At 39.4% G+C, this 15,408-nt stretch carries 7 protein-coding genes; 6 read left to right on the plus strand and 1 reads right to left on the minus strand.

Annotated elements, in window-relative coordinates:
• Positions 1 to 4 precede the first annotated feature (4 nt).
• Positions 5 to 1,303, minus strand: coding sequence for a site-specific integrase (locus HMPREF1212_RS21545; RefSeq protein WP_052725077.1), 1,299 nt, complete (start codon positions 1,301 to 1,303; stop codon positions 5 to 7).
• A gap of 655 nt (positions 1,304 to 1,958) precedes the next feature.
• Between HMPREF1212_RS21545 and HMPREF1212_RS21550 the strand changes: the two genes are divergently transcribed.
• The 6 genes from HMPREF1212_RS21550 to HMPREF1212_RS21575 all read left to right on the plus strand — a co-directional run bounded on the left by HMPREF1212_RS21550 (position 1,959) and on the right by HMPREF1212_RS21575 (position 15,326).
• On the plus strand, positions 1,959 to 2,543 hold the full coding sequence (locus tag HMPREF1212_RS21550) for an RNA polymerase sigma-70 factor (protein WP_044193558.1): 585 nt from the start codon (positions 1,959 to 1,961) through the stop codon (positions 2,541 to 2,543).
• Between the two features lie 79 nt (positions 2,544 to 2,622).
• Positions 2,623 to 3,609 (plus strand): FecR family protein, encoded by a 987-nt coding sequence (locus HMPREF1212_RS21555; RefSeq protein ID WP_028730125.1) that lies wholly within the window; start codon positions 2,623 to 2,625, stop codon positions 3,607 to 3,609.
• A 207-nt stretch (positions 3,610 to 3,816) separates the two neighbouring features.
• The gene (locus HMPREF1212_RS21560) at positions 3,817 to 7,215 is read left to right on the plus strand and encodes a TonB-dependent receptor (protein ID WP_046151038.1); all 3,399 of its coding nucleotides are present in this window, start codon (positions 3,817 to 3,819) and stop codon (positions 7,213 to 7,215) included.
• Positions 7,216 to 7,232: 17 nt separating this feature from the next.
• Positions 7,233 to 8,996 (plus strand): RagB/SusD family nutrient uptake outer membrane protein, encoded by a 1,764-nt coding sequence (locus HMPREF1212_RS21565; RefSeq protein WP_046151039.1) that lies wholly within the window; start codon positions 7,233 to 7,235, stop codon positions 8,994 to 8,996.
• Between the two features lie 21 nt (positions 8,997 to 9,017).
• On the plus strand, positions 9,018 to 12,008 hold the full coding sequence (locus tag HMPREF1212_RS21570) for a glycoside hydrolase domain-containing protein (RefSeq protein WP_052725078.1): 2,991 nt from the start codon (positions 9,018 to 9,020) through the stop codon (positions 12,006 to 12,008).
• Between the two features lie 174 nt (positions 12,009 to 12,182).
• Entirely contained in the window at positions 12,183 to 15,326 is a 3,144-nt protein-coding gene (locus tag HMPREF1212_RS21575; protein ID WP_046151040.1) for a DUF5107 domain-containing protein, read from the plus strand.
• The last annotated feature ends 82 nt before the right edge of the window (positions 15,327 to 15,408 follow it).

The following is a 15,408-nucleotide window of genomic DNA, read 5'->3' on the forward strand; positions in this document are numbered from 1 at the left end:
TGATTTATTTAGATACAACCATCTGATTAAAAAACTTATGAGCTTTCAACTGTATAGCATTCTCCTTGTCGGATATCTTGATATATTTCATGAAAGCGGACTCTGTTTTATGTCCTGTAATTTTCATTATACTGATAGTTGGAACTCCGGCCAGAAATGCGTTGGTAGCAAAAGACCGTCTAGCCGTGTGGCTAGTAACTAAGCTGTATTTTGGAACTGTTTCTGTATAGCTGAGGCCACCTTTGGTTGTTTGCAAGAAAATTGATTCGTCTATGCCGGCAGCTTTCGTTACTTCCTTGATGTAATCATTGAATTTTTGATTGGATAGCATTTTAGGGAGCTCATTATTATATTTTGCTAATATTGTGCGTACAACGGTGTGAATAGGGATAACAACTGTTTTTCCTGTCTTCACAGTTTTAACAGTAATGGTTCCATCTCCACCGATATTGTCATATTTAAGTTGTGACAGATCACTGAAACGTAAACCAGTATAACAGCCGATCAGAAAGATATCACGTACTCGATCTAACTTTCTTTTTTTACTGAAATCACAGTCGTAAATTTTTAGTAGCTCATCATTGTTGAGGTAAACGGAGGTTGTTTCTTCTTTTGGTTTACTAAAACGTTTCTTTTTGAAATCAAGGTTTGTATGTAGATCACGCTCGTATGCTTCATTCATAAATAGCTTTAGCCCTTTCACTCGTGAGCCGATTGTATTGGGAGAATAGCCTTTTGCGGTCAAGAATTCAACGAATCCCAAATAGTAATCCAGATCAATATCATTGAACGTTGGCCGTTTCCTCATCAGTTCTGCATATTCGAATATATTGTTTCGGACTATCTTATATTGTTTGATAGTCGGTTTCTTTTTGTCCGTATTTTGTATGTAGTCGTCAATGAAGGATAAAAAATCGTCTGTCTTGATGGCTTCGACTTCCTTATAGTTCTTATATATCTTGTCTAGTTCACTGATCAGCAATTCATTGGTTATTGGTTGGCCGTCATTCTCTAATCGGCGTAATACGTCTTTTGCGGTAGCTTCAATGTTATCCAGGGCTGCTTTTAACTCTTTGTACTCAATTGAGTTTATTCGTTTGTTTTTCGCAGTTGGAGCAATGGGTGCTCCGGCTTTTATGTCCCACTTCTCCGGAAGAATAGATTCATTGGTGTAGTACTTTAATGGTAGATACTTTTTCTTCCCATTGGGTTGGATGGTAAAAGCACCATAGTTTAGTAGAAAATAAATTGCGGTCGGTTTGTCTGACTGTGGCCGCGTCAAATAAAATTTTACTGTTGCCATATCCGTTGTCTATTTGGTTTAACACGATGGCAAATATAGAGAATATTCTTACCGCAACAAACTTTTGCGGTAAGAATTGCGGTAAGAATAAGTTTTCCTTCTTTTATGTTTCTTTGATTCTTGTATGTTGTTATGTGTTGATAATTAGTGTATAATGTCTTTGACAGATAGAGGTTTAGATAAAGTTTGATAAATATTTTTGGTGTCCTCGTGAGACAACAGAAAAAGGAAAGGTCTGAAATTTTATTTCAGACCTTTTTTTCTATAATTCTCTCCTTTTTATTTACTGAATGTTTTTTGGCTATAACGGAAGAATTGATACTGCATGTAGGGACTGTGTTTCACTTTAGCAGGATTGATACTTTTTTTAGACTTAGTTTTTTAATGAAAGAATAGAGTTCTTGAGGAACTAAGGTACTTTTATAATGTTATATATCTGATAATCAAAATTATAAATGAATTATCTTACTCACTTACAAATACTCGTTTTTAAAGACTATTTTTCTATTTATAATGAAATCGTTGGATTAAAACACTGTAATTAACCATTTATAATATAAATAGTTTATATTTGTCACTGAAGAAATATCTTAGTTCCTCAAGAACTTCGTATTACAACTGATGAGGATTATTATGCAATTAAGTAATTTATAACTTGGGGCCTATTGATGTACATAGAATAAAAGAAGGAGATCAGGAAGCTTTTAAAAGATTTTTTGTTCACTTTTATCCGAAGCTCATGTCGTTAGCTTGCCGTTTCGTAGATGATCAGGCAGCTAGGGATTTGGTACAGGATATTTTTGCATATTACTGGGAACAAAAACATCAGATAGATGTAAACAATGTTCAATCCTATCTTTTTAAAGTCCTTCAAAACAGGTGCTTGAACTACCTGAAGCATCAAATGGTTATAGAAGAATATACAGCCAAAATACGAATAGCCGAAGCTCGTATTTCTTTCCTTAATGACCGGACTGATTCTAATGATGTTTTGAAACAAGTAATTGATTGGGATCTTCGTGAACAGATTGAGACTTCTGTAAAAAAATTACCACCAAAAGCAGCGGAAGTGTTCCGTTTGTGTTACTATGAAGATATGTCCCACAAAGAAATTGCAGATAAACTTGAAATATCAGTGCGCACAGTTGCGAGCCATGTCCGGACTGCAGTCCTTTTTCTACGAGAAGATTTGAAAGATTTGCTGATACTTTATATTGTTTTTCTCCGGATTATAAATTAAGTTGAATTTTTTCCATTCTTTGACTACGTAGTTTTGAATGTCTCAGTTGTCTTCTTTATATAAACGATAAGGAAGATGTATGAATGAGGAAATATTAATACGATTTTTAACTCACCGTTGCACACCGGAGGAAATAGGAGAAGTCGATGGATGGATTGCTGCCGATCAGGCTAATGCCGATTGGTTATTTGAGATGGAACGTATTTGGAGCTTGAAAGACCAGCTGCGTTTTTCTGACAAACAAGAAATTGAAATGGCCTATGCCCGTTTTATGTCCGGATTACAGGAAAAGGATATAAAAGTAGAGACAAGCCGAAAATCGTCCTATCTATTATGGGTAAAATATGCTGCAGCGATTATAATGATTGGATTATTAAGTACCAATTTATATTTTTTATTGCAGGAAGAACCTTCTTCTATGAATATAGTTGAAGTTCCTAATGGCCAAAGAGTTTCTTTGACCTTATCTGACGGAACAAAAGTCTGGCTAAATTCTCATAGTAAATTTACTTATCCTGCCCGGTTCTCTTCTAAGGATCGCGATGTAGAGCTTGAGGGTGAAGGCTTTTTTGAGGTTGCGCATAATGAGAAAGTCCCATTTGTCGTACATGCAGATTTACTTCAGGTAAAGGTATTGGGTACCAAGTTTAATATGAAAGTATACAATGAAGAACCTTCTGCAGTAACATTGGCAGAGGGAAAGGTAGAAGTCGCTACAAATGATAATGAACATAAAGTTACACTAAGACCTAATGAGCAGGTAACTTATTCTAAAGAAAATGGATTGACAGTTAATAAGTCAATCAATGCTTCTTTAGTCAGGTCATGGACAGTTGGTGAAGCTGCTTATGTAAATGAGCAGTTGATTGATATTGTAACTGATCTGGAGCGTCGTTTCAATATTCATATTACAGTAAAAGACCGGGAGCTCGACACTGAATTATTTACCTGTCGTTTTAAAGAAACTGCTAAAATAAATCAGGTACTAACATTATTGAAAGAAACCCGCAAACTGGATTATAAAATTCAGGGGGATCATATACAAATTTATAAACCTATAAAATAAGGATGCTTATGAAGAATACTTAGATGTTGTAAAAAATGAAGAACCGAAGATGCCGCAAACATCCCCGGTTCGGATTAAGCAAGTAACGTATTAGAGATGACCTAAATTTATTACTAACTAATCATTTACAAATGTATGAAATTTATTATGAAAAGCATGTCATGCGATAATAAGAAGTCGCCATGGCTCCGAAAAACATTGTTTATTATGAGATGTATCTTGTTGTTCTTACTATTGGGTACAATGCAAATTACTGCAAGTGTGACTTATTCGCAGTCGGTAAAATTTTCTCTGAATGTTGAGAACTCTTCGGTGCAGGATGTCCTTTCAATTATTGAACAGAAAAGTGCATTCTATTTTACTTATAATGTTAACCAGATTAATACACAACGTAAAGTCTCCATAACCATTGAAGACAAAACCGTTACAGAAGTATTGGATCAGCTTTTTGAAAAAGAAGGTGTAAAATATCTTATTAGCGATAAACATATTGTTTTATATAAAGCAGATAAAGCCGTTCCTGCTTTAGAAAATATCAATCAGCAAAAGGGTATTACTATTTCGGGTGTTGTAAAAGATTCGAATGGGGAACCAATCGTCGGCGCAAATGTCTTAGAGAAGTCTGCAACCAATGGAACTGTAACTAATATGGATGGTCAGTTCACATTGACTGTTTCTGCAAATGCCAAATTAGTTATTTCATATATAGGCTATAATACGCAAGAGATTAATGTAGCGGGAAGAACGGTGATAAATGTTACATTAAGTGAAGACTTTAAGGCGCTTGATGAAATAGTCGTAGTTGGTTATGGTACACAAAAGAAAGTTAACCTGACTGGTTCTGTAGCTTCTGTCAGTTCAGATGATATCAAAGACCGGGTACAGACAGATGTATTAAGCTCTATTCAAGGAACAGTTCCAGGTGTAACTATTATTTCCCGTCCTGGTAAGGACGTTTCTATCAATTTTCGTGGTCGTGGTAATTTAGGCACATCCGAACCTCTTTATGTAATCGATGGTGCTATTGCTGATGCAACTTTCTTTTCAAATTTGGATCCGAACAGTATTGAAAATATTTCTTTTCTGAAGGATGCTGCTTCTTCAGCTATCTATGGTTCACGTGCAGCCTATGGTGTCGTGTTGGTCACAACAAAGCAAGGGAAGGACGGACGAATGGAGGTTTCTTACAGCGGTATGGTGGGTATGAAAGCACCGAGCTATACACAGGATCTGGTCAACTCTTGGGAATATGCAGAATTGTATAATGAGGCATTGTATAATACGAACCCTTCCGCAGGGAAAAATCAGGGATATTCGGATAGTGATATAGAGCTGTTCAGAAAAGGAACTGAGCCTGATCTGTATCCGAATACGAATTGGGTGGACCTGGTATTTGATGATTGGACTGTTACTACCAAGCATTCTTTGAACTTTTCGGGAGGAACTAAGAAGTTGCGCTATTTTGCAGGATTAGGCTATGTATATGATACAGAAAATATCCGGAATCGGGATACCCGACGGTATAATCTGAATTTGAATGTATCATCAGATGTAACAGATTGGTTGACGTTTCGTGGAAGTGTGAAATATATCCAACGTAATAAAGATATTGACGGAGGAACACCTTCGTTTGATAATATGCTGATTGTTCCGAGTACTTTCGTAGCTCGCCAATCTAATGGTGAATGGGGATCAGTAGAGTCGGGGCATGAAGCCAGTGGTACGTTTGCCGGAGGTAATCCACTGCGTGCCTATAGTACGAATGATTGGACTAAAAATACGGTTGAAAATTCAATGTATGAACTGGCATTTGATTTGAAACCGATAAAAGGTCTGGTTATCACAGGCCAAGGTACCTATAAATCGTATGAATACAAAAATAAGGCATATACTAGTTTGAAAGACGATGTACCAAGCTTTTTGAATCCGGGTACGGTAATCGGTGGTACGGGTAATACTGTTAACTCAATGGAAGTAAACTGGAAAAAACACAATTTCTTGACTTATACAGGAACTGCCAGTTATAATTGGACAAAAGATATCCACTCGCTTTCAGCTTTGGCCGGTGTATCTTATGAACATTATCAGGAAGAAACACTAATGGCTTCCCGCCAGGACTTCCCGGCTGATTCATTTGACGACCTGTCAGCAGGAGCAACATCCGGTTCATTATATAAGAATGGTTCCAGTATGCAAGAATATAAGATGTTTTCTTATTTCGGCCGTATCAACTACACGTTGATGGAACGATATATGCTTGAAGCAAATTTTAGAGCGGATGCTTCTTCCCGTTTCCATGCTGATAATCGTTGGGGATATTTCCCTTCATTTTCAGCAGGCTGGAGGATCAGTGAAGAGTCTTTTATGGAAAGTACACGTCACATTATTGATAATTTGAAACTTAGAGCATCTTATGGAACGCTAGGTAATATTAATAATGTCGGTAATTATGATTATTTTCAGAACTATGGAAGTCGTAAGATTTCAGATGTAGATGCTTATTATTCTTTTGGTGATTCACCTGCCAAAGTGATCGAGGAAACGAAACCGGCTAATCCTTCACTGAACTGGGAAAAGGTGGCTTTGACTGATATTGGTCTGGACTTTGATTTATGGAATGGTAAATTGAGTGGTACAGCTGATTATTATATCAAAAATACCAGCAATATTCTGCTGGCTTACAATGTTCCACTGGAAACAGGAATTGCAAATGCTCCTTCACAAAATGTAGCGAAAGTACGTAATCGTGGATTTGAATTTGCATTGGCACATCGTAATACAATAGGAGATGTCTCTTATATGATCAGTGCAAATATTGCAACAAACAATAATGAGATAACTGATTTATCTTCTTCAAACGATATAATCAAGAATCTGGAAAATGGTCATGGTGTGGCTAAATATATTTTGCGTGAAGGAGAATCTATTGGCTCTTTCTATGGTTTCAAGAGTGACGGTTTATATACCCAGGAAGAGATTGATGCCGGACATTATTATACTTATGGCGGAGTTACTCCCAATGCAGGTGATACCAAATTTATCCCTCAACGTAAGTTGAATTGGGGAGAAGAAATTACGGATAATGATCGTACGATTATTGGTTGTGAAGTACCTGATTTTACTTATGGCATCAACCTTTCGGTAAATTATAAGAACTTTGAATTTTCAATTTTTGGACAAGGAATTAGTGGTGCAGACGTGGCCTTTGAAGTTTATCAGGTACATCCATTCTTCCATGGTCAGGATAATCCGAGAAAATACCATATGGGCAGATGGACGGAAGCTAATCCCAATCCTCATGCCATTTATCCGAGAATTTATACGGCAAGTAGCCCGCATACTACTTATAATAGAGCTTTTAATGACTATCATTTGTTTGATGCAGACTATTTCCGTTTCAAAACAATGACTTTAGGGTATAATATCCCAAAGAATGTAGTGTCACGTTTGGGTATCTCTTCATTGAAGGTATATTTGACCGGAGAAAATTTGTTTACTATTCGTGCAGACAAGAAGATGAAGGATTTTGATCCGGAGGCAACCAGTAGTACTGTTCGTGCTTTAGGTAGTAAATCTTTAGCGTTTGGTGTAAATGTTTCATTTTAATAGAAGGAGAATTGTTTATGAAATTACATATAAAAAGTTTAGTTCTATTTTGCACATTAACAGGAGTATTAACCTCTTGCGATATGGATGTGGTTCCACCGGCAGAGATCTCTGCCGAAAATTTCTGGCAAACGGAAAAGGATGCCTGGTATGCTTTGAACGGCTGTTATCAATCTATGCCGGGATTGGATATCTGGGATGAAATGTGTACGGATAATGCACACAGCCATAAGCCTTGGGAAGGTAATATGGAGATGGTTCAGCAAAACGGTATCAACACTGCTGCTACCTATGGTGATTATAAATTTAATGCGATCCGGACAGCTAACTCATATATAGCCCGTGTTGAAGGTTGTGATATGAGTGAAGAACTAAAAGAAAGGACAAAGGCTGAAGCTCGTTTTTTTAGAGCTTTCGCTTATCTGAATCTGACCCAGTATTTTGGTAAAATTGCTATTGTTACAGAAGAATTACCTTATGACGCACCAACTGTCGCTCGCAATTCCGTGGAAGAAGTTCGTAATTTTATCCTGACAGAACTGGCTGAGGCAGCAGCAATATTACCAGAGAGTTATAGTGGTGGCTTCATGAACGAAACAGGTCGTGTAACACGTTATGCAGCTTTATCTCTACGTGCCCGTGCCGCGTTGTATTTTGGTAATTATGCGGAAGCAGAGAAATCAGCTAAAGCAGTAATGGATAGTGGTAAATATTCATTATTTAAACTGACATCATTAAGTGCAGCTCAAGAGCAGGAAGCAAAAGAAATGGACTTGTATATAGATTTTGCAGGATTGGGTATTGATAAGGATAAATATGTGAAAGGCATGTTTAGCTACGAAGCTCTTTGGCAAGGTGCGAATGCAACACCAGCTAATCCGGAATATGTACTGACTCATGAATATATGGAGGATCCATATGCTTACGATCAATACCGTTATACTTATTTTATTCCATTGTCAATGTCTATTCATCATGGTTATTCATCTTTTGAACCGATGCAGGATCTGGTAGATGCTTATTGGAATATAGATGGAAAGAGCATTCCGGAGAAAATCTCGGTGGATACCCGTAAGGCTAATTATGACAAGATATGGAACGACACCAAAGACTTAAGTGCCGGGGATTATAAGGCTTTTGCTACCGGTCCCAACTTGATGACCTATGATTATATGAAAGAGTTCAAGAATCGTGACAGTCGTCTGTATGTGACGTTGATGTTCCCGTTTAAAGGATGGCATGAAACAGCTGTTGGTGAGTTTTATTACAAATGGAACCCGGATGTGATCAACAAGAATGGTAATGAATCGTGGACTGGGTTTAGTTATCGTAAAATGGTATCCTGGAATCCTTACGTTGCTAGTCCATATGGTGCAGCCGAAGATTATCCAACTATCCGCTATGCAGAGGTCCTGCTGACATTTGCCGAAGCTCATTTAATGACAGTCGGTTATGATGATCAGGTTCGTTCTGCTTTGAATTTGCTACGTGATCGTTGTGGCATGCCGAATGTTCCAGTTTCTTTGGGTACACAGGAAGCAATCGATTTTTTACGTAACGAGAGACGTATTGAATTGGCTGTAGAAGGTCATCGTTACGATGATGTAAGGCGCTATGGAAGTGAATATTGCAATAAATACCTGAATGGCCCGTCAACTGCTCCGAATGGTTATATGGTAATTAACAAGAAATGGGACGATCGTTTGATGTTGATGCCGATACCTACTACTGCTATAGATGTGAATCCATTGTTGAAGGATGATCAGAATCCAGGTTATTAATGTATAATCAATGATGAATCGATGAAAAAATATATAGGATATGTAGGACTGTTCTTATGTTTGTTGTCTTGTTCCCCAAAAACAGAAACTCTGAATGGCGATAGTCAGTATCTTCCGTTTGCCCCGGATGGGATACCTTTCATGGTGGCGGATAGTATGTGGAGAGCTGATATGCAAGGTAATCACAGAGCAGTGGTGCAGGTTTCCGATATAAATGGTAATACAGCTGTTAAGGCTGTATTACCATGGCGTCGGCCGGATTTACGTCCTGAAACCAAAAAGATTATAGTTGTTGATGCGCAAACAGGCCAGGAGATCAGGAATGTAGAAGTTTCGGATTTTTCTTCGGAGTCTGGTACAGTTATTTTTGAGCCTGTATCAGGAAAAGGGCTTTACTATATTTATTATTTGCCTTACAAATATAGAAAAGGATGGGGAGATGCCCGTTATGGTAAGCCTTGGAATGACTATCTGTCTCCGGTTTATGAAGCGGATAATACATGGAAGTCTGCATTGTCCGGAGATCTGCCTGAAGCAGAAGTACTCCGTTTTGAAAGCCGTTCTAAATTTGATGCTTTTACTCCGATGGGAATTATTGCAACGGCTGCTGAAACGGATAGTTTACTGAGACAGTATCCGGAAACTCCGATCTTATTCCCGGAAGACAGGGCTTTTCCGATTCGTTTACCTCACCAGCTACCTGTTCGTTGGGTAAAAAACGGACCAGCCGGATCGTTTGCAGGTGTTGCTTTACGAAATGAGTATTATGTTTGGCAGATTGGAGTTTGGGCTGCCCGTGAGGAATTGAATAACGTCAGGCTTTCATTCAGCGATTTGAGAAATGGTTCCGCTACGATTGCTAAAGAGGAAATCACTTGTTTTAATCAGGAAGGCATTAACTGGGATGGTAAACCGATCACTTTTAATATTCATGTGCCGAAAGGAGATATTCAGGCTCTTTGGTGTGGAGTTCAGATTCCTGAAAATGCAAAAGCTGGAGTTTATCGTGGGACTGTCGATTTTTCAGCCGAAGGGATTGCTTCAAAAACAATTCCGGTTAAAATAACTGTTACTGGAGAGATTCTGGCAGATAAAGGAGAAGGTGACCTTTGGAGACATGCCAGGTTGAGATGGCTGAATTCCCGGATAGGTGAAGATAATGAACCGGTTACTCCTTACCAGGCAATGGAGGTCGATGGCGACAAGATTCAGGCTACTGATAAAACGCTGCAAATTGCATCTAACGGCTTGCCTGCTTCTATCCAAATCAATGGCGAACAGGTTCTGGCAAAGCCATTCCGTTTCGTTATCGTTACAAATAAAGGACCTGTTTCTTTTGATGCGACTGACGCTGTTTTGAAGAAAGATGCAAATGGCCTGGTTTCCTGGAAGTCCTCTTATTCTAAAGACGGTATCCATTTTACGAACTATGCTTCTATGGAGTATGATGGATATGTCCATTATGATTTACAAGTTTTTGCAGAACAGGATATGGTAGTGAAGGATGTACGTTTGGAAACCGACTATACACCTTATGCTTCGGAGTATTTCATGGGGACAGGTTTTGGCGGAGGCTTCCGGCCAGTCTCCTATCAATGGAACTGGGAAGGTCCATGGGATAGCTATTGGATGGGAAATGCGAAAGCAGGTTTACACGTAGAGTATAGAGGGGGAGGTTATCATGGTCCTCTGTTGAATGACTACAAACCGGCAGCACCCAGAGCTTGGTCGAACCATGGAAAAGGTACGGTTCAGATATCAGGGGCTAAAGGGCGAAGCGCTAGGGTTGTGGCAAGTACAGGTGTCGATACTTTGTCGGTACAACCTCGGAGTTACGAGTTTGCCTTATTAATTACACCGCTTAAGCCATTGGAGCCAGCTAAGCATTTTTCTGAACGCTATTATCATGCGGAACATACGGGATTTGATAAAGCGGCCGAGGAGGGTGCGAATATCATTAATATTCATCATGCAAAACCTTTGAATCCGGTTATTAATTATCCGTTTATCGTACGGGATTCGTTGATTGGATTTATCAAACACGAACATGAGTTCGGACGAAAGGTCAAGTTATATTATACCATTCGTGAATTGACGAATTATGTACAGGAGATATATGCTCTGAAAAGTTTGAAACATGAGATATTTGTTTCTGGTCCGGGATATGGTTTACCTTGGCACTGTGAACATTTGATCGATGATTATCGGGCAGCTTGGTATTCGGAAATGCCTAATGAGACTTCGGATGCAGCTTTGGTATTAAATGGTTTTTCCCGTTGGATCAACTATTATCTGGAGGGGCTGCGTTGGATGTTTGAGAACTATGATCTGGATGGAATTTATATGGATGACGTTTCATTCGACCGTCCGGTGATGAAGCGTATGCGGAAGATAATGAATCAATATCATCCGGGGGCTTTGATAGATTTACATTCTAATACATGGTATTCCGTTGGCCCCGCAAATCAGTATACAGGCTTTTTCCCATATGTAGATCGGTTATGGTTTGGCGAGAGCTTCAAGTACAACGAAATGCATCCGGATGAATGGTTCGTAACTTTCTCCGGTATTCCGTTCGGTGTAATGAGTGAGATGTTACAGGATGGTGGTAACCGTTTCCTGGGTATGGTGTACGGAACGACTGCACGTCATTCTTATGGAAAATATTCACCGGCTCCGGTTTGGGCTTTGTGGAAATCGTTTGGGATAGAAGAAGCAAAGATGCTTGGTTACTGGGATGAGGCCTGTCCGATCAAAACCTCCGATCCGGAAGTGAAAGCGACGGCTTATGTAAAGCCAGATAAGGTGCTGATATCGATTGGAAACTTCTCCAATCAGGATAAAAGTATTCATCTGACCTTTGACTGGAAAGCGTTAGGCATGAATGAAGCAACTGTTTCATTAGAAGCTCCGTTTGTAAAAGATTTTCAGCAAGCTTCTACTTTTAAACTGGATGACAGGATTCCTGTAAAAAGTAAAGAAGGTTGGCTGTTGGTTTTATCAAGAAAGTAATAGTCTCTGGTTTTATTACGTAAAGCGATGATGACCTTTAGATCTTCATCAAAAATACTATGAAAAGAAAAGGAAGGTCTTTGCTCTGATCCTGTTTGGAGAATATTGGAGAAGAACTTCCTTTTCTGTTTTATATCTCTTCTTAAAAATTTTGATTTACTAATATAGATTATCATGAAAAATAGTATACTACTCCTTTGCGTAGTCATGCTGGTACAGCCTTTGTTTGCACAGCAACAGGCAACTATTTCCGAAAGTGTGGAAACAATTAAAACGTATCCATTCTCCGATCCGGATCCGGTGGCCAATCCATCCGATCTGTATTATCCCTATTTCCGTTTTGACGGTTTCTCTGCTAAAGGGACTGATAAACAATGGAAAGTAGTTTCACTTGAAAACGAGTATATCAAATTGACTCTTTTCCCGGAGATCGGCGGAAAGATTTGGGGGGCAGTAGATAAAACTACTGGGAGGGAATTTATCTATAATAATCATGTCGTTAAGTTTCGTGATATTGCGATGCGCGGTCCCTGGACATCGGGGGGAATTGAGTTTAATTTTGGTATTATTGGCCATGTGCCGACCTCTAGCACTCCGGTTGACTATGTAACCAAACAGAAAGCAGACGGAAGTGTGAGTTGTTATGTCTCTTCCTATGAACTGGTAACTCGAACATTTTGGACAGTTGAAGTTAATCTACCGAAGGATAAGGCTTACTTTACGACAACAACGACTTGGCACAACAGTTCTTCCATTGATCAGCCTTATTACCAATGGATGAATGCTGGCTATCCGGCAGCCGGAAATGTCGAGTTCTGTTATCCTGGAACTAACTATATCGGGCACGGTGGAGAACTCCATTCTTTCCCTCTGGATGAACAGGATCGGGATATTTCCTGGTATGAAAAGAACGACTTTGGTAATTCTAAATCATACCATGTAGTAGGAAAATATAACGACTTTTATGGTGCTTACTGGCATGATTATGATTTTGGCTCTATTCATCATGCAGATTATGATGAGAAGCTGGGAATGAAGATTTTCTTATGGGGGCTTTCCCGTGAAGGTGGTATCTGGGAGGATTTGTTGACAGATACCGATGGTCAGTATATCGAACTTCAATCTGGGCGTATGTATAATCAACCTGCTTCTAACAGTAGCTTTACTCCGTATAAACATACAGCGTTCGGGCCGCAGGTAACGGATCAATGGACTGAGTACTGGTTTCCTGTAAAAGGAATCAAAGGAGTATCGAAAGCAGGTCGTATCGGTGCCCTGAATGTATTGCGTGAAAAAGGTTACCTAAAATTGTATTTTTCTCCTCTGCAGAAACTCTCTACGACTGTAAAGCTTTATGAAGGAGAAAAGGAAGTGGGTTCTTTCGCTCTTAACTGTGGAGTGCTTGAAACATGGAAAGATTCTATTCCGTTGAATGAGAGTGTTGCTGCCGGGAAACTGAAAGTAGTGGTAGGTGAGAACCTGTTGGTCTATTCAGAGGCTCCTTCAGATAATATAACGAGCCGTCCTAAACTAACACCAGTCGATTTCGATTGGAATTCCGTGTATGGTCTTTACACTCAGGGAGAGCAATGGATGAACCAGAAAGTACTTGATAAAGCGGAGAAGTATTTATTGTCCTCGCTGGAAAAAGATCCTTATTTCCTGCCCGCCTTGATTGGTTTGTCTTCTCTTTATTATCGCCAGGGTCATTATGAGGAGGCTCTTTCCCGTTGTAAAACCGCTTTGAGTATTAATACGTATGAAGGGAAAACGAATTATCTGTATGGTTTATGCAACATGGCATTGGGAAATAAAACGGATGCCAAAGACGGTTTTTCGGTAGCCTCTTATTCAATGGATGTCCGTAGTGCAGCTTATGAGAAGTTAGCAGAAATGTACCTGATGGATAATAACTGGTCGAAAGCCGAACATTATGCCTTGAGAAGTAAAGAGTTCAATCGTATGAATCTGAGTGCGGATCATGTTCTAATGGTGGTTTATCGTAAAACCGGTCAGCCGGATAAAGCGAAGGCTATTATCGACCCATTGTTGGAAGACCTTCCATTGTATCATGCCGCACGTTTTGAGAATTACCTGCTGAACAGAATGGATGAAAAAGACTTCGGATCTCTGATTCGTAACGAGCTTCCTTTCGAGATTTACATGGAATTGGCAGAATGGTATGAAGCAGTAGGTTGTAATGAAGAGGCCCTGACCTTATTATCTTTTGCAGAAAATTATCCGATTGCAGCTTATAAAAAAGCTTGGCTATTGCATAAGAGTGGAGATGAGGCCGGAAGCATGATTGCGTTAGAAAAGGCAAACGCTCAGTCTCCGGAAGTTGTATTTCCTTTTCGTCCTACTTCTTTAAAAGCGTTGGAGTGGGCAAAGACGATTCGGCCAGACTGGAAAATCAGCTATTATGAAGGTTTGATTTATTGGGTTAATCAGGATAAAGCGAAAGCATTGGCACTGTTTGAGGGGTGTAGCGGAGCGAATTATGCACCGTTTTATCTGAGTCGTGCTTCTTTAAAAGAGGGTGAATCCCGGTTGACGGATTTGTTAAAGGCAGAGCAGGTAGATGAATCGTGGCGCACCGGATTTGCTTTGATCAACTATTATATCTCCAATAATCAATGGCAACAGGCTGTTGAAATCGGAAAGAAATATATAAAAAAATATCCTTCGAACTATTATATTGGCTTGAAGTATGCAAAAGCATTATGTGAAACGGGCCAATATCAGCCATGTATCTCTTTATTAAGTAAAATACAGGTGTTACCGAATGAAGGTTCGTATGCAGGACGTGCAGTTTATCGTGAGGCCAATTTGTATCGGGCGATGGAACTACTGAGAAGCAAGAATTATAAACAGGTGATGAAAAGTGTAGAAGCATCGAAAGAATGGCCGGAGAACTTAGGTGTAGGTAAACCTTACGATAATATGATCGACAGCCGTCTGGAAGATTATCTGGAAGCAAAGGCGGTTGCCGGACAAGGAGATGAGCAAAAGGCATCTGCGTTGTTATCTGCCGTTGCCGGTTATCAGACATCCCATTCTTATTTCAATTCCGGAAATCTGTTAAGTGCTTTGGCTTTACGTGAGTTAGGAAAAGAGTCGGAGGCAAACCGTATGGTTACTTCTTGGAGTACGGATTTTCCGGAAAATCGTATAGCTGAGTGGTGTACTGCTATCTACCGTGGTGAAAAAGAGAAAGCTGCAGAAATGCTCAAGTCACGAAAGGAACAGACGGATACGACACCATGGGAATCTTCTTTCCGTGATTCTGATTTTGAGCTGATCGTCCGTTTGTTTTAATTTTTATGAGTTATTACTGCCTGTTTGTATGAATTGGCTGTAAGTGCATATCGACCTGGAGTGACACACTTATTGTTGCTTC

Source organism: Parabacteroides sp. HGS0025 (assembly GCF_000969845.1).
Taxonomy (GTDB): Bacteria; Bacteroidota; Bacteroidia; order Bacteroidales; family Tannerellaceae; genus Parabacteroides; species Parabacteroides gordonii.

Excerpts from the sequence above, each read along its gene's own strand:
- HMPREF1212_RS21545 (WP_052725077.1), bottom strand. The coding sequence starts at position 1,303 with ATGGCAACAGTAAAATTTTATTTGACGCGGCCACAGTCAGACAAACCG.
- HMPREF1212_RS21555 (WP_028730125.1), top strand. The coding sequence starts at position 2,623 with ATGAATGAGGAAATATTAATACGATTTTTAACTCACCGTTGCACACCG.
- HMPREF1212_RS21560 (WP_046151038.1), top strand. The coding sequence starts at position 3,817 with ATGAGATGTATCTTGTTGTTCTTACTATTGGGTACAATGCAAATTACT.
- HMPREF1212_RS21565 (WP_046151039.1), top strand. The coding sequence starts at position 7,233 with ATGAAATTACATATAAAAAGTTTAGTTCTATTTTGCACATTAACAGGA.
- HMPREF1212_RS21570 (WP_052725078.1), top strand. The coding sequence starts at position 9,018 with ATGAAAAAATATATAGGATATGTAGGACTGTTCTTATGTTTGTTGTCT.
- HMPREF1212_RS21575 (WP_046151040.1), top strand. The coding sequence starts at position 12,183 with ATGAAAAATAGTATACTACTCCTTTGCGTAGTCATGCTGGTACAGCCT.